Genomic DNA, 15,397 nt, shown 5'->3' with positions numbered 1-15,397 from the left:
CCCGCAACCCCACGAGCACCCCTTCCGGCACCCTGCCGGCGTCACCCGCGAGCACATCGCCCACGCCGCCACCGGCGCAGACGCTGACCGCGCTCCCTCCACCCCCACCTCAGCCGGGCATCGACTGCCGGACGGTGGCATGACCACCCAGCTCCAGCCGCCCGTCGCGGTCACGCCTCCGCTGCCGACCCGGCGCAATGCCGAACTGCTGCTCCTGGCCTTCGCCGCGCTGATCACCGTCGCCGCCCTGCTCATCGTGCAGGCCAACCAGGAACGCGGCATGCGTTGGGATTTCGTCAGCTACGGTCTGCTCTTCCTGGCCTTGTTCGGGGGCGCGCACCTGGCCATCCGGCGGTTCGCCCCCTACACCGACCCGCTGCTGCTCCCGATCGTGGCGCTGCTCAACGGGCTCGGCCTGGTGATGATCCACCGGCTCGACCTCGCCGACAAGGAACTCAGCGGCCGCCACCACCCCAGCGCGACCCAGCAGATGCTGTGGACCCTGGTCGGCGTGGCCACGTTCGCGCTGGTGGTCACCTTCCTCAAGGACCATCGCCAGCTCGCGCGCTACGGCTACGTCTGCGGGCTGGCGGGCCTGGTCTTCCTGGCGGTGCCCGCGCTGCTGCCGGCCTCGCTGTCCGAACAGAACGGCGCCAAGATCTGGATTCGCTTCCCGGGTTTCTCGATCCAGCCGGCCGAGTTCTCCAAGATCCTGCTGCTGATCTTTTTCTCGGCCGTCCTGATCGCCAAACGGGGCCTGTTCACCAGCGTGGGCAAGCACGTCATGGGGATGACCCTGCCCCGCCCGCGCGACCTCGCGCCGCTGCTGGCGGCCTGGGTGATCTCGATCGGGGTGATGGTCTTCGAAAAGGACCTGGGCACCTCACTGCTGCTCTATGCCTCCTTCCTGGTCGTGGTGTATCTGGCCACCCAGCGCTTCAGTTGGGTGGTCATCGGACTGGTGCTGTTCGCCGCGGGCAGCGTGGCCGCGTACTTCGTCTTCACGCACGTCCGGGTCCGCGTGCAGACGTGGTGGGACCCGTTCGCGGACCCTGAGGGCAGCGGCTACCAGATGGTGCAGTCGCTGTTCAGCTTCGCCACCGGCGGAATCTTCGGAACCGGCCTGGGCAACGGCCAGCCCGACACCGTGCCCGCCGCGGCGACCGACTTCATCATCGCCGCCTTCGGTGAAGAGCTCGGCCTGGTCGGGCTGACGAGCATCCTGCTGCTCTACACCATCGTCATCGTCCGCGGTCTGCGCACCGCGATCGCCACCCGCGACAGCTTCGGCAAGCTGCTGGCCGCCGGCCTGGCGTCGGCGCTGGCGATCCAGCTGTTCATCGTCGTCGGCGGCGTGACACAGCTGATCCCACTCACGGGCCTGACCACGCCGTGGATGTCCTACGGCGGCTCGTCGCTGCTGGCCAACTACGTGCTGCTGGCCATCCTGGCGCGAATCTCCCATAGCGCCCGGCAGCCCCTGCGTGCGCCCACGCGCAACACGTCATCGATCGGGGCGGCCGGCACCGAGGTGATCCAGCGGGTATGAACACCTCCCTCCGCCGCATCTCGGTCACCGTGATGGCGTTGATGGTGCTGCTGTTGCTCAACGCCACGATGACGCAGGTCTTCGCCGCCGACGGGCTGCGGGCCGACCCGCGCAACCAGCGGATCCTGCTCGACGAGTATTCGCGTCAACGCGGCCAGATCGTCGCCGGCGGCCAGCTGCTGGCCTATTCGGTGGCCACCGACAGCCGGTACCGGTTCCTGCGGGTGTATCCGAATCCCGACGTGTACGCGCCGGTCACCGGCTTCTATTCGCTGCGCTATTCGAGCTCGGGCCTGGAACGCGCCGAGGACCCGGTGTTGAACGGCTCGGACGCGCGCCTCTTCGGGCGCCGGCTGGCCGACTTCTTCACCGGTCGCGATCCGCGCGGGGGCAACGTCGACACCACGATCAACCCGCGTGTCCAGCAGGCCGGCTGGGACGCGATGCAGCAGGGCTGCGGGGGGCCGTGCAAGGGCGCCGTCGTCGCCCTCGAACCGTCCACCGGCAAGATCCTGGCCATGGTGTCGTCGCCGTCCTACGACCCCAACCTGTTGTCCTCGCACGATCCCGAACTGCAGGCGCAGGCCTGGCAGCGGCTGCGCGACGATCCCGGCAATCCGCTCACCAACCGCGCCATCTCCGAGACCTACCCTCCCGGTTCCACGTTCAAGGTGATCACCACCGCGGCGGCGCTGGAGGCCGGCGCCTCGGTGACCGAGCAATTGACCGCGGCGCCCTCGATCCCGCTGCCCGGCAGCAGCGCCACATTGGAGAACTACGGTGGGACGCCATGCGGGCCCGAACCGACGGTGTCGCTGGCCGAGGCGTTCGCCAAGTCGTGCAACACCGCATTCGTCCAGTTGGGGCTCATGACCGGCGCGGAGGCGCTGCGCGGCATGGCGCGTGCGTTCGGGCTGGACAGCGCCCCGAGCGTCATCCCGCTGCAGGTCGCCGAATCGACCATCGGAGTGATCCCCGACGCCGCGGCCCTGGGGATGTCGAGCATCGGCCAGAAAGACGTCGCGGTCACGCCGTTACAGAACGCCGAGGTCGCCGCGACGATCGCCAACGACGGGGTGACGATGCAGCCCTACCTGGTCGAAAGCCTCAAGGGCCCGGACCTGTCCAGCATCAGCACGGCGGTGCCCTACGAACAGCGCCGCGCGGTGTCACCGCAGGTCGCGGCTAAGCTGACAGAGCTGATGGTCAGCGCCGAGAAGGTCGCGCAGCAGAAAGGGGCCATTCCCGGCGTGCAGATCGCATCGAAAACTGGTACCGCAGAACATGGCACCGATCCGCGACACACCCCACCGCACGCGTGGTACATCGCGTTTGCGCCCGCGCAAGCACCGAAGGTCGCCGTGGCGGTGGTGGTGGAGAACGGCGCCGATCGCCTGTCCGCGACCGGGGGTGCACTCGCCGCGCCGATCGGACGGGCCGTGATCGAGGCCGCGCTGCAGGGGGGACCATGAGCCCGCGGGTAGGCGTGACGCTGTCCGGCCGGTACCGCCTGCAACGCCTGATCGCCACCGGCGGCATGGGCCAGGTCTGGGAGGCCGTCGACAGCAGGCTGGGCCGGCGCGTGGCGGTCAAGGTGCTCAAACAGGAGTTCTCCCAGGACCCCGAGTTCATCGAGCGCTTCCGCGCCGAGGCGCGCACCACCGCGATGCTCAACCACCCGGGGATCGCCGCCGTCCACGACTACGGCGAAAGCCAACTGGACGGGGAGGGGCGCACCGCCTACCTGGTCATGGAGCTGGTCAACGGTGAGCCGTTGAACTCGGTGCTCAAACGCACCGGCCGACTGTCGCTGCGGCACGCGCTGGACATGCTCGAGCAGACCGGCCGGGCCCTGCAGGTCGCCCACGCCGCCGGGCTGGTGCACCGCGACGTCAAACCGGGGAACATCCTGATCACCCCCACCGGCCAGGTCAAGATCACCGACTTCGGTATCGCCAAGGCCGTCGACGCCGCGCCGGTGACCCAGACCGGCATGGTGATGGGTACCGCCCAGTACATCGCGCCCGAACAGGCGCTGGGCCACGAAGCGACCCCGGCCAGTGACGTCTACTCCCTCGGCGTGGTCGGCTACGAAGTCGTCTCGGGTAAGCGGCCGTTCACCGGCGACGGCGCCCTTTCGGTGGCGATGAAGCACATCAAGGAGCCCCCGCCGCCGCTGCCCGCCGAGCTGCCGCCCAACGTCCGCGAGCTGATCGAGATCACCCTGGTCAAGAACCCCGGGATGCGTTATCGCAGCGGGGGCCCGTTCGCGGACGCGGTCGCCGCGGTGCGCGCGGGCCGACGCCCGCCGCGGCCCAGCCAGTCACCGCCACCGGGGCGCGCCTCGCCGGCGGCCATCCCGTCGGCCGGCGCGCCGACCAGGGTGGCGGGTGCCACGAGCGCACGCAGTCCGGCGGTGCGACGGTCCCGGCCGACCACCGGCGGGCATCGGCCGCCCCCGGCGCGACGCACGTTCTCGTCGGGCCAGCGCGCGTTGCTGTGGGCGGCGGGAGTGCTGGGGGCGTTGGCGATCATCATCGCGGTCCTGATTGTCATCAACTCCCGCGCGGACACCGAGCAACAGCCGACGCCGACGCCGACGGTCACCGACACCGGCGGCCCGCCCTCCTCGGGATCCTCGGGACCGGCGGCGCCGAGCAATACCCCCGGCGGTCTTGCCCCCCCGCGGTTCACGCCTCCGGCCAGGCCGCTGCCGCCGACGCCCGTCGCGTTGCCGGCCCGACAGCAGACACCGCGATGACGACCCCGCAGCATCTGTCCGACCGCTACGAACTGGGCGAGATCCTCGGCTTCGGCGGCATGTCGGAAGTTCACCTGGCGCGCGACATCAGGTTGCACCGCGACGTCGCGGTGAAGGTGCTGCGCGCCGATCTGGCCCGCGATCCCAGCTTCTACCTGCGGTTCCGGCGGGAAGCCCAGAACGCCGCTGCGCTGAACCACCCGTCGATCGTCGCGGTGTACGACACCGGCGAGGCGGAGACGGCCGCCGGCCCGCTGCCCTACATCGTCATGGAGTACGTCGACGGCGTCACCCTGCGCGACATCGTCCACACCGACGGCCCGCTGCCCCCGCGCCGCGCCATCGAGATCATCGCCGACGCCTGCCAGGCGCTGAACTTCAGCCACCAGAACGGCATCATCCACCGCGACGTCAAACCGGCGAACATCATGATCAGCAAGACCAATGCCGTCAAGGTGATGGACTTCGGCATCGCGCGGGCGATCGCCGACAGCGGCAACAGCGTCACCCAGACCGCGGCCGTGATCGGGACGGCCCAATATCTCTCGCCCGAGCAGGCCCGCGGCGAGTCCGTGGACGCGCGATCCGACGTCTATTCGCTCGGCTGCGTACTGTACGAGATCCTCACCGGCGAGCCGCCGTTCACCGGTGACTCGCCCGTCGCGGTGGCCTATCAGCACGTGCGGGAAGACCCGGTCCCCCCGTCACGCCGGCATGAGGGGATCTCCGCCGCCCTCGATGCGGTCGTCCTCAAGGCGCTGGCCAAAAACCCGGAGAACCGCTATCAGACGGCGGCGGAGATGCGCGCCGACCTGGTTCGGGTGCACAACGGTGAGCCCCCTGAGGCTCCCAAGGTCTTCACCGACGCGGAGCGCACGTCGCTGCTCGCGCCCTCGGGCGGACACGGTGGGCGCGGCGGGCACCCGCGCACCGACCCCTCCCCGCGCCAGCCACTCGGCGGCGCCGACACCGACGAGGAGCGGCTCGGGGGTTCGGTCGCCCGCTGGGTCGTCGCGGTGGCCGTGCTCGCGGTGCTGACGATCGTCGTCGTCATCGCCTTCAACACGTTGGGCGGCGGCACCCGCGACGTCCACGTGCCCGACGTACGGGGCCAGGTGTCCGCCGACGCCATCGCGGTGCTGCAGAACCGCGGGTTCAAGACGCGCACGCTGCAGAAGCCCGATTCGACGATCCCACCCGACCACGTCATCAACACCGACCCCGACGCCAACGCGTCGGTGAGTGCGGGCGACGAGGTCACCATCAACGTCTCCACCGGGCCGGAGCAGCGCGAGGTGCCCGACGTCTCCTCGCTGAGCTACGGCGACGCGGTCAAAAAGCTCAAAGCCGCCGGGTTCGCCAAGTTCAAGCAGGCGAATTCGCCGTCCACCCCCGACCTGCTGGGCAAGGTCATCGGGACGAATCCGCCGGCCAACCAGACCTCGGCGATCACCAACGTCATCACCGTCATCGTCGGCTCCGGCCCGGAAACGAAGCAGGTTCCCGACGTGGCGGGCCAGACCGTCGACGTCGCGCAGAAGAATCTCAACGTGTACGGCTTCACCAAGTTCGGTCAGGCCGCGGTGGACAGTCCCCGGCCGGCCGGCGAGGTGGTCGGCACCAATCCGCCCAAGGGCACCACGGTCCCGGTCGACTCGGTCATCGAACTGCAGGTGTCCAAGGGCAACCAGTTCGTGATGCCCGACGTCACCAACATGTTCTGGAACGACGCCGAACCGCGGTTACGTGCACTGGGGTGGACCGGGGTGCTGGACAAGGGGCCCGACGTCGACGCCGGTGGCTCCATGCACAACAAGGTGGTGTATCAGAATCCGCCCCCCGGGGCCGGGGTCAACCGGGACGGGATCATCACGCTGAAGTTCGGTCAGTAGCCACCGGGTCCGGAAGATGCGGCCGCACCGCGGCGCGGACCTCGTTTTCCAGCCGGCGGACCAGCGTGTCGTCGCGCGCCCACCCGCAGTAGGCGAGCCAGTTGCCCAGCATCCGGTGCCCGCCCTCGGTCAGGATCGACTCCGGATGGAACTGGACGCCGTGGATCGGCAGGTCGGCGTGGCGCACACCCATGATGACACCGCTGCGGGTGCGGGCCGTCACCTCGAGCACCGCGGGCAGCGATTCCGGCAGGATCGTCAGCGAGTGGTAGCGGGTGGCCGTGAATGGATCCGGAAGGCCTTCCAGTACACCAACATTGGTGTGGAAGACGCTGCTGGTCTTGCCGTGCAGCAACTCGGGCGCGCGGTCCACCCGGGCGCCGAACGCGACGCCGATGGCCTGGTGGCCCAGGCACACCCCCAGCAACGGGGTCCGCGCCGCAGCACAGGCCCGTACGAGGCTTATCGACGCGCCTGCGCGCTCGGGCGTGCCCGGGCCCGGGCTGAGCAGAACACCGGCGAACTGCGCGGTGATGGCCGGCTCATCGGAGAGCCGGGCGTCGTCGTTGCGCCACACCTCGGCCTGGACGCCGAGCTGTCCCAGGTACTGCACGAGGTTGAACACGAAGCTGTCGTAGTTGTCGACAACCAGGATCCGCATCGTGTCAGGCTACCGCCCGCGCCGTCCGGGGGCGGTGGCCGGCGACGGCACGGGCTGCGCGAAGTGCATCCGGAGCGGCCCGGCGTGGCCGACGACGTGCGCGTCGGACTCGACCTGTTCGTGGTAGCCCAGGCCGAACCGGACCACGTACTGCTTGTAGAGGATCACCAGGGGCGCGGCGGCCAGAGCGGCTTGCATGGCCGTGGGATCGCCGATCGCGGTGATGGTGTAGGGCGGGCTGTAGGTGCGCCCGTTGAGCAGGAGGGTGTTGCCGACGCAACGCGGCACCGACGTCGCGATGATCCGCTGGTCCTGGATCTGGATCGCCTCGGCGCCGGCGCTCCACAGCGCGTTGAGGACGGCCTCGATGTCCTGCTGGTGCACCACCAGGTCGTCGGGGGAGGCATCGCGCGGGAATCTGCCGTTGGCGTCACGCTGGGCGTCGTCGAGGGTCACCACCAGCCCTGGACCGTGTACGGGATCCATGCCCGCCTCGCCGGCCAGCCGGGCGGACCGGCGCAGCAGGTCCGCCAACGCGGCGTCCGAGGACCGGCCGCGGGCCGCGTCGACGGCGCTCGAAAGCTCGTCGCGCCGCGCGTTGAGGTCGTTCACTGATGCCTGGGCGTCGCGGACGAGGTCGACCAGGCGCGGCGCATCACTGCGGCGGATCTCGGCGCCACCGGAGACCCCGTGGGTCGCCGACAGGAGCACGCCGGCCAGCAGGCAGACCAGCGGAACTCCGAACCGCCACGGCGAGCGGCGCGTGTCGCTCATCGTTTCTCCATTTCCCGGTCACCCTGCCAGGTGAGTTACTCTCATAGCCAGGCTCGGCGTGCAACCACCCTCGTCATCGTTGCACCCCGTTGCGCTCACCGTTCGTCCAGGTAGCCCCACATATCCGCGAGGTACCCATGCCCAAGTCCAAGGTCCGCAAGAAGAACGACTTTGCCGTCGGCGCGGTGAGCCGCACACCGGTGAAGGTGAAGGTCGGGCCGTCCAGTGTGTGGTTCGTCGCGCTGTTCGTCGGCCTCATGCTCATCGGGCTCGTCTGGCTGATGGTGTTTCAGTTGGCCGCGGTCGGGAGCCAGGCCCCGACGGCGCTCAACTGGATGGCGCAACTGGGCCCCTGGAACTACGCCATCGCGTTCGCTTTCATGATCACCGGCCTGTTGCTCACGATGCGCTGGCACTGAGCGGGCCGCGCCGGGTGATGAATTCATATCGGGGTCGGTCTGTCGTCGCGCTAGCAACGTCGTGACCACACAATGACATGCGTGTGATTTATCCCCACTGTTGATAGCGCTTGTGGATAACCGTATCGGCAGTGGTGGGAGGGGTTAAGAACCGCATGCAGCAAACACTGTGGGCGCCGCGTCCGGCAGGAATCGCTGGTTGTGGCCTCGCGGGCGTTGTCATGGCTATCGCGAGTGTGACCATGGTCACAGACGTGCCGGGGCGACTCCTGACGGGGATTGCCGCGGCGGGTCTGGTGTTGTTTGCGGCGATGACGTGGCGCGCACGCCCGAAGCTGGCAATCACCCCGGACGGCCTGGCGCTGCGGGGCTGGTTCCGGACGCAGGTATTGCAGCCCGCCGCGATCAAGATCATCCGGATCGCCGAGTTCCGTCGCTACGGGCGCACGGTCCGGCTGCTCGAGATCGAGACGGTCGGCGGCGGGATGGTGATCTTCTCCCGCTGGGACCTCGGCACCAACCCGCTCGACGTGCTCGACGCGCTGACGGCCGCCGGCTACGCGGGCCGAAACCGGCGCTGAGCGGGGCCGCTGCCCGGCGTCGTTGCGGCAGGCGACTCGGGCAGTGTCGCCCGACGTGCAGGCCCTAGGTGATCGTGATCGACTCGATGACGACCGCCTCGGCGGGGCGGTCGTTGCCGTCGGTGGGCGTCGTCGCGATCTCGTCGACGACCTTCTGCGACTCGGGGTCGGTGACTTCGCCGAAGATCGTGTGGCGCCGGTTGAGGTGCGGCGTCTGGTCCACGGTGATGAAGAACTGCGAACCATTGGTCCCCGGGCCCGCATTGGCCATCGCCAGCAGGTAGGGCCGGTCGAATTGCAGCTCGGGGTGGAACTCGTCGGCGAACTTGTAGCCCGGACCGCCGCGGCCGGTACCGGTCGGGTCGCCGCCCTGGATCATGAAACCGCGAATCACCCGGTGGAACACCGTGCCGTCGTAGAACGGGCCCGACGAACCCCCCGACGCGTTCTGGGTCGAGTATTCCTTGGTGCCCTGCGCCAGGCCGACGAAGTTGGCGACGGTCTTGGGGGCGTGGTTGCCGAACAGGGCGATCTTGATGTCGCCGCGGTTGGTGTGCAGCGTGGCAGTGGCAGTCTGAATGGGGCTGTTGGTCACGACTGCCAAGTCTGCCATCAGCCGTGGGGCTGCCCGCAGCCGGTGCCACCGCGGCCGGGCAGTTCTGTATCGGAGGTCCCGCCGGCACCCCTTTGGTGGCAGTCTGTGGAGGTCCCCGACGACCTCTCGGCTAACTTTTCCAGCGGGTTCCATGACCGGCTGGCACGACGGGCGCAGAAAGGCGGCAGATGAAAGAGAACGCGGAAGTCCGGCTGACCCCCCGGGAGCGACTGGCCCGGGGCCTGACCTACTCGGTGGTGGGGCCGGTGTACGTCACCCGAGGGCTGGTGGGGCTGGGTGTCGACGCGGCGGCAGCCTCCGCGGCCGGGCTGCGCCGCCGTTACCGCGAGGGCCGGCTGGCCCGGGACGTGGCGGCCGCCCAGGAGGCGATCGGCCAGGAACTGGCCGCCGCGCAGGAAGTCGTCGCCAACCTTCCCCAGGCGTTGCGGGACGCACGACGGGCGCAGCGCCGCCGCGGTAGACGGCCGTTGTTGATCGCGGGCGCCGCCGTGACCGTGCTGGCCGGCGGGGCGGTGGCATTCGGCGTCGTGCGGCGCTCGACGCGTCAGCGGCCCGAGGAACCGTCCCCGCGGCCACCCAGCGTCGACGTGCAGCCGCGTCCATAGCGGCGCGGCCGGGCCTCACAGCACGGCCAACCGCAGGCTCTCCCGCCGCCGGACCAGGATGCTCGGAAGCCATTCACCGACCATTTAAATCCAGGTTCGTGATTTCACGGTTGGCGCGGCAACCTTGAAAAGCCATCCGATGACGCCAGCGTTGGCGTCAGACGAACCGTCGCGTGCGAATCACGTGCGCTGTCACGTTGGTCAACGGGACGGAATCAACATCGGTGCTGCTGGAGCGAAGCCCGGCGTGACGTGCGAAGTGTCACGCCTGGCGCATGACCTGTGGAGCCTAGGGGAATCGAACCCCTGACACCCGCCTTGCAAAGGCGGTGCTCTACCAACTGAGCTAAGGCCCCTGCCCGTCACCGGCTTCGGGAGTGTCGGCGACCGCCATGTGCCAGACCTCGACCCCACGCCGCGACCGCACCGCCGCCGCCACCGCGGCGAGCAGCCCCAGCGGCGGTGCCACTTTCGCGGCCAGTCTCACGTAACGTCTCAACGGACCCATGGTTGTGGGCCTAGGAGGACTCGAACCTCCGACCTCTTCGTTATCAGCGAAGCGCTCTAACCGCCTGAGCTATAGGCCCGCACTCGCGTACGGCCGAGCGACGAGATTACCGCAATCGTCGCCCCACTCCCAAAACGCCGGGATCCACGCTAGTCGCGGTCCGCCAGCGTGACCTCGATACCCCCGATCAGATCCGTGGTCAGGTTGTAGACGAACGCCGCGATCGTGGCCATGGCGGTCAGCAACACGATGTTGACCAGACCGATCAGGACCGCGCCGCCGAAAATGGTGCCGCTGGACACCAGTTCGCCGCTGCTGCCGCTGGTGTTGTTGAGCAGATCACCGACGTTGCTGTTCAGCTTGGCCCACACACCCATGCCGCCGAGCACGAGGTACAGGAACGCCACCGCGATCATCCACACGAAGAACAGGGCCACCGACAGCAGCAGCGACACCTTCAGCGTGCTCCACGGATCGATCCGGCGGATCTGCATGCTGGCCCGCACCGGCCCACGGGCCCGCCGCGAGATCTGCACCCGTTCGTCGCGCGAGTCCCGGCCCTCCCGGCTCTCCGGGCGACCCGAGCCCGGCGCTTTCGACCCCTCCGGACCCCGGTCGGGTGGTGCGGCCCTGCGCTGCGGGGGCCGCGGCATCGGGCCCGACAGGTCAGGCAGCTCGCTGGCGTAGGCCTCCGCCGGCGAGCCCTCGCCGCGCCCCGACACGGCGTCGATCTCCTGCGTGGGGTTCCTGATATGCCCGGCCGAGCCGGCCGCGGGTGCCGAACTGCCCGAGATGAAGCGGTTCAGGCGGGCGTCGGCCCCGGCCGGCGCGCGCGTCTCGCCGGGCGCGTCGGACTGGCGATGCGGCGACTGGGCGGCCCTCGACGCGCCGCGCTGCCAGGGCGGTGACTCCGCGGCGGGCGTCACGCGCTGCGTGGCACTCCGCTCGGCCGAACCATCCCCATTATGGCCGCCACCCTTGTTGGGGGCGCCCGGCTCGCTCGGTGAGGTCACCCCGACTCCTAACGTTTCCTACCTGGCTCTACCCGGTCCTACCTGGGCCTACCCAGGCGGCGGTAGTCGCATCGCGTCCGGGCCGCCCAGCGGCCCGCATCGTCACCGGGCTGAGCTTGATTGCCCGACTCCTCCTCGGGCCGCCCAGCGGCCCGCATCGTCACCGGGCTGAGTCTAGTTGCCCGGGGCTTCCCCGGGGCAACGCCCGCCCGGATCGTCACCCGCTACTCGCTCGAGCTGTCGGCCTGGTTGCCGTTCTCGGCTTCCTCCACGGCCTCCTCGGCGTTCTCTTCGGCGTTCCGCGCGATCGCCAACAGGTTGTCGCCGTCGCCCAGGTTCATCAGCCGAACGCCCTTGGTCTGCCTGCCCGCCTTGCGGACCTGACGCGCGGCCGTGCGGATCACGCCGCCGCCGGAGGTGATCGCGTAGAGCTCGCTGTCGTCGTCGACGATCAGCGCGCCCACCAACCTGCCGCGCCGGCGGTCGTACATGACGGTCAGGACGCCCTTCCCGCCGCGGCCCTGCACCGGGTATTCCTCGATCCCGGTTCGCTTCGCGTAGCCGCCCGACGTCGCGACCAGCAGGTAGGTGCCTTCGCGAACCACGTTGAGCGACAACAGGTAATCGTCGGCGTTGAAACGCATGCCCTGCACCCCGGAGGTGGCGCGTCCCATCGGGCGCAGCGCCTCGTCGGTCGCCGAGAACCTGATCGACTGCCCGTTGGCCGACACCAGCAGCAGGTCGTCGTCGGAGGAACACAGCACCGCACCGACCAGCTCGTCGCCGTCACGCAGATTGATGGCCACGATGCCGCCCGAGCGGTTGGAGTCGAAGTCGGTCAGCTTCGTCTTCTTCACCAGGCCGTTGCGGGTGGCCAGCACCAGGTACGGCGCGTCCTCATAGCCGCGGATCTGGATGACCTGGGCGATGCGCTCCTCGGGCTGGAAGGCCAGCAGGTTGGCCACGTGCTGTCCGCGCGCGGTGCGCAACGCCTCCGGCAGCTCGTAGGCCTTGGCCCGATACACCCGCCCCTGGGTGGTGAAGAACAGGATCCAGTCGTGCGTCGAGCACACGAAGAAGTGCTTGACGATGTCGTCCTGCTTGAGCCCGGCGCCCTGCACGCCCTTGCCGCCGCGCTTCTGGCTGCGGTAAAGGTCGGTCTTGGTGCGCTTGGCGTATCCGGTTTCGGTGATGGTGACCACGACATCCTCGCGGGCGATCAAATCCTCGTCGCTGACGTCGCCGTCGGCGGCGATGATCCGGGTGCGGCGGTCGTCGCCATATTTGTCGATGATCTCGGCGAGTTCGTCGTGGACGATCCCGCGCTGACGCTCCGGCTTGGCGAGGATGTCTTCGAGGTCGGCGATCTCGGCCTCGATCTTGGCCAGGTCGTCGACGATGCGCTGACGTTCCAGGGCCGCCAGCCGCCGCAACTGCATGTCGAGGATCGCCTGGGACTGGATGTCGTCGATGTCGAGCAGTTCGATCAGCCCCGCGCGGGCGATGTCGACGGTTTCCGACGCCCGGATCAGCGCGATCACCTCGTCGAGCGCGTCGAGCGCCTTGACCAGACCACGCAAGATGTGCGCGCGCTCGTTGGCTTTGCGCAGCCGGTAGGTGGTGCGCCGCACGATCACGTCGAGCTGATGCGCGACGTAGTGGCGGATCAGCTGGTCGAGGCGCAGCGTGCGCGGCACCCCGTCGACGATGGCCAGCATGTTGGCACCAAAACTGGTCTGCAGCTGGGTGTGCTTGTAGAGGTTGTTGAGCACCACCTTGGCGACCGCGTCGCGTTTGAGCTCGATGACGATGCGCAGCCCCACCCGGTCGCTGCTCTGGTCTTCGATGTTGGCGATACCGGCGAGCCTGCCGTCGCGGACCTGCTCGGCGATCGAGGTGATGAAATTGTCGTGGTTGACCTGATACGGCAGCTCGGTGATCACCAGGGACGAGCGCCCGCGGGAATCCTCTTCCACCTCGACGACGCCGCGCATGCGGATGGAACCGCGCCCGGTCTTGTAGGCGTCGGCGATGCCCTGTGACCCGACGATCAGCCCGGAGGTGGGGAAATCGGGGCCCTTGACCCGTTCGCAGACGGCGGCCAGGGTGGCCTCCTCGTCGGCCTCGTGGTTCTCGAGGCACCAGAACACCGCCTCGGCGAGTTCGCGCAGGTTGTGTGGCGGGATGTTGGTCGCCATGCCGACCGCGATGCCGCCCGACCCGTTGGCCAGCAGGTTGGGGAACCTGCTGGGCAGCACGGTTGGCTCCTGCACCCGGCCGTCGTAGTTCGGCACGAAATCGACTGTTTCCTCGTCGATTTCGCGAAGCATCTCCATCGCCAGCGGGGTCAGCCGCGCCTCGGTGTTGTGGCTGACGAAACCGTTGGTGAGGAACGCGTGGTCCTCGGTGTCGACGCGCAGGCTGTACACCGGTTGCACGCCCGCATCGGTGATGGAGGCAACCCGCGCGTAGTAGAACCGGCCGTCGGTGAGGTCGGTGGCGATGGCGCGGACGTCGGCGTCGGCGATGTGGGCCAGGATCTCGTCGCCGCGCGTGCGCCAGCGTTGGATGCGGTCGACGTTGTGGCGGTTGAGCCAGTCGCGGTCGGCCCAGGAGCCGCCGGCGGACTTGCGGATGAACGCGGCCAGTCCGGGTACGTAATCTCCGTCCCGTCCGCGACAAGTCGGCATCTCAGCGAGTACGGCGGTCAACTTGGTTTGCTTAACACCGCCGAAACCCACATGGGTTGCGAATAATTCGGCCTGAGCACGATTGGTGATGACGACCTTGTACTCGCCAACAGCATGCCGGTATCGCCTTGAGACGACTCCGAACTCGAGCAGCATCTGCTGAATATCTATGGCCAGCTGCCTACTGCGTGTCGAGTAAGATATTTGAATTGTGTTGCGCGGTAGCGCAGAACACCAGCCGTCACCCTCGAACAGCGCTTGCAAGAAGACGCGTTTCACTGCGGCAGGGGACTGCCACAGCCAATGCGGCACCGACTTGTCGGCCGAGCGTTGCCCGATCAACCCACCAAGCCGTGTCTTCCTCAGTTCCGACAGATTCTGCACGTCAAGTTCATGCAACATCGAACCGGAGGCGATCACCCGCGCGGATACATACCGCCGGCCTCCGACGACCGCGTCGTACGCACCGACGACCATGTCGAAGTAGTCGCGGTCGAGGTTGTTGAACCCGGCGCGAGTTTCGGATACGAAGCCCTCGCTGATGAAAGCACCCAGCAGCAAGGCTTCCAGCACGTCATGCCAGTCACCAGGGCCGAATTCCATCGGTGGCGTGCGCTGCAACACGACGTGGTCGTCGGGGCGGATCTCTTCGATCAGCTTCCACAGCAAGGTGGGTACGCCGGCGACGTCGACCAGGCACAGTAAGGGATGGTTGGCCGTACCCGTGACCTCGTAGCCGTCAACCGTCCGTACCCTGAAAGTCTGATGCTCGCCCGAGTGGAACAGTGTGTCCGCCGAAACGGGGTTGCCGTGCCGATCCAGAACCTTCAACTCGACCGCGTTGTCCGAATTGTGCGCAGCGCCCGGAACCACATCCCCAATCCGTACGGACTGCCCGAACGGTAAACGCACCAACGCATCTTTGGTGACGCAATACCGCATAGCGGCCGGCGGGTCGTTGCCCGGCGAGCCGAAGTTGCCCTGCCCGTCGACAAGCGGATAGCGCAGCGACCACGGCTGCGCCATGCGCACCAGGGTGTCGTAGATCGACGCGTCGCCGTGCGGATGGTAATTGCCCATCGTCTCGGCCACCGACCGCGCCGACTTGGCGTGGCTGCGGTCCGGGCGGAAGCCGGAGTCGTACATCGCATACAGCACGCGGCGGTGCACGGGTTTGAGGCCGTCGCGCACCTCCGGCAGCGCGCGGCCCACGATCACGCTCATGGCGTAATCGATGTAGCTGCGCTGCATCTCCTGCTGGATGTCGACGGGTTCGATCCGCTCGGCGGGCTGGTCTCCCGGCGGCAGCGTGGTGTCAGTCATCTATT

13 protein-coding genes and 2 tRNA genes are annotated in these 15,397 nt (G+C 68.4%); 7 read left to right on the top strand and 8 right to left on the bottom strand.

What is annotated here, in order from left to right; translation table 11 throughout:
• The first annotated feature begins 139 nt into the window (after positions 1–139).
• Genes FPZ47_RS15280 through pknB form a run of 4 tightly spaced genes read left to right on the top strand, consistent with a single transcriptional unit; the run spans position 140 to position 6,202 of the window.
• Positions 140–1,549, top strand: coding sequence for an FtsW/RodA/SpoVE family cell cycle protein (locus FPZ47_RS15280; RefSeq protein WP_144952363.1), 1,410 nt, complete (start codon positions 140–142; stop codon positions 1,547–1,549).
• The gene (gene pbpA, locus FPZ47_RS15275) at positions 1,546–3,021 is read left to right on the top strand and encodes a D,D-transpeptidase PbpA (RefSeq protein WP_144952365.1); all 1,476 of its coding nucleotides are present in this window, start codon (positions 1,546–1,548) and stop codon (positions 3,019–3,021) included. The genes FPZ47_RS15280 and pbpA overlap by 4 nt, the downstream gene beginning before the upstream one ends.
• Positions 3,018–4,310 carry a serine/threonine-protein kinase gene (locus tag FPZ47_RS15270; protein ID WP_246133432.1) on the top strand — a complete coding sequence of 431 codons (1,293 nt, stop codon included), beginning with the start codon at positions 3,018–3,020 and terminating at the stop codon, positions 4,308–4,310. The genes pbpA and FPZ47_RS15270 overlap by 4 nt, the downstream gene beginning before the upstream one ends.
• A complete protein-coding gene (gene pknB / locus FPZ47_RS15265) occupies positions 4,307–6,202 on the top strand; it encodes a Stk1 family PASTA domain-containing Ser/Thr kinase (protein WP_144952367.1) in 1,896 nt (631 codons plus the stop codon). Before FPZ47_RS15270 ends, pknB begins: the two co-directional genes overlap by 4 nt.
• Here pknB and FPZ47_RS15260 read toward each other — a convergent pair.
• Together FPZ47_RS15260 and FPZ47_RS15255 are read right to left on the bottom strand one after the other, a co-directional pair.
• Positions 6,180–6,863, bottom strand: coding sequence for an aminodeoxychorismate/anthranilate synthase component II (locus tag FPZ47_RS15260; RefSeq protein ID WP_144952369.1), 684 nt, complete (start codon positions 6,861–6,863; stop codon positions 6,180–6,182). The genes pknB and FPZ47_RS15260 overlap by 23 nt on opposite strands.
• Before the next feature lie 9 nt (positions 6,864–6,872).
• Positions 6,873–7,637, bottom strand: coding sequence for a DUF881 domain-containing protein (locus tag FPZ47_RS15255; protein WP_144952371.1), 765 nt, complete (start codon positions 7,635–7,637; stop codon positions 6,873–6,875).
• Between the two features lie 137 nt (positions 7,638–7,774).
• On the opposite strand from FPZ47_RS15255, the gene crgA reads away from it, so the two are divergent.
• Positions 7,775–8,056: a cell division protein CrgA gene (gene crgA, locus FPZ47_RS15250; protein ID WP_066951011.1), complete on the top strand. Its 282-nt coding sequence runs from the start codon at positions 7,775–7,777 to the stop codon at positions 8,054–8,056.
• A 155-nt stretch (positions 8,057–8,211) separates the two neighbouring features.
• Positions 8,212–8,637, top strand: coding sequence for a PH domain-containing protein (locus FPZ47_RS15245; protein ID WP_144952373.1), 426 nt, complete (start codon positions 8,212–8,214; stop codon positions 8,635–8,637).
• A gap of 64 nt (positions 8,638–8,701) precedes the next feature.
• Here the strand turns inward: FPZ47_RS15245 and FPZ47_RS15240 are convergent, their stop codons facing one another.
• Entirely contained in the window at positions 8,702–9,250 is a 549-nt protein-coding gene (locus FPZ47_RS15240; RefSeq protein WP_144952375.1) for a peptidylprolyl isomerase, read from the bottom strand.
• 170 nt (positions 9,251–9,420) lie between these two features.
• On the opposite strand from FPZ47_RS15240, the gene cwsA reads away from it, so the two are divergent.
• Entirely contained in the window at positions 9,421–9,858 is a 438-nt protein-coding gene (gene cwsA, locus FPZ47_RS15235; RefSeq protein ID WP_144952377.1) for a cell wall synthesis protein CwsA, read from the top strand.
• Between the two features lie 283 nt (positions 9,859–10,141).
• Here cwsA and FPZ47_RS15230 read toward each other — a convergent pair.
• From FPZ47_RS15230 to gyrA, 5 genes are all read right to left on the bottom strand, one after another.
• A tRNA-Ala gene (locus tag FPZ47_RS15230) sits at positions 10,142–10,214 on the bottom strand.
• A complete protein-coding gene (locus tag FPZ47_RS28400) occupies positions 10,205–10,357 on the bottom strand; it encodes a hypothetical protein (protein ID WP_168209459.1) in 153 nt (50 codons plus the stop codon). Before FPZ47_RS28400 ends, FPZ47_RS15230 begins: the two co-directional genes overlap by 10 nt.
• Positions 10,358–10,371: 14 nt before the next feature.
• Positions 10,372–10,445 (bottom strand) — tRNA-Ile (locus FPZ47_RS15225).
• 70 nt (positions 10,446–10,515) lie between these two features.
• Positions 10,516–11,379 (bottom strand): DUF3566 domain-containing protein, encoded by an 864-nt coding sequence (locus FPZ47_RS15220; protein WP_144952378.1) that lies wholly within the window; start codon positions 11,377–11,379, stop codon positions 10,516–10,518.
• Positions 11,380–11,603: 224 nt separating this feature from the next.
• Positions 11,604–15,392 carry an intein-containing DNA gyrase subunit A gene (gene gyrA / locus FPZ47_RS15215; protein WP_144952380.1) on the bottom strand — a complete coding sequence of 1,263 codons (3,789 nt, stop codon included), beginning with the start codon at positions 15,390–15,392 and terminating at the stop codon, positions 11,604–11,606.
• Positions 15,393–15,397: the final 5 nt, after the last annotated feature.

Origin of the sequence: Mycobacterium helveticum (assembly GCF_007714205.1) — a bacterium.
In the GTDB taxonomy this organism is placed as follows: Bacteria; Actinomycetota; Actinomycetes; order Mycobacteriales; family Mycobacteriaceae; genus Mycobacterium; species Mycobacterium helveticum.
This window is presented reverse-complemented; position numbering and strand designations above follow the sequence as displayed.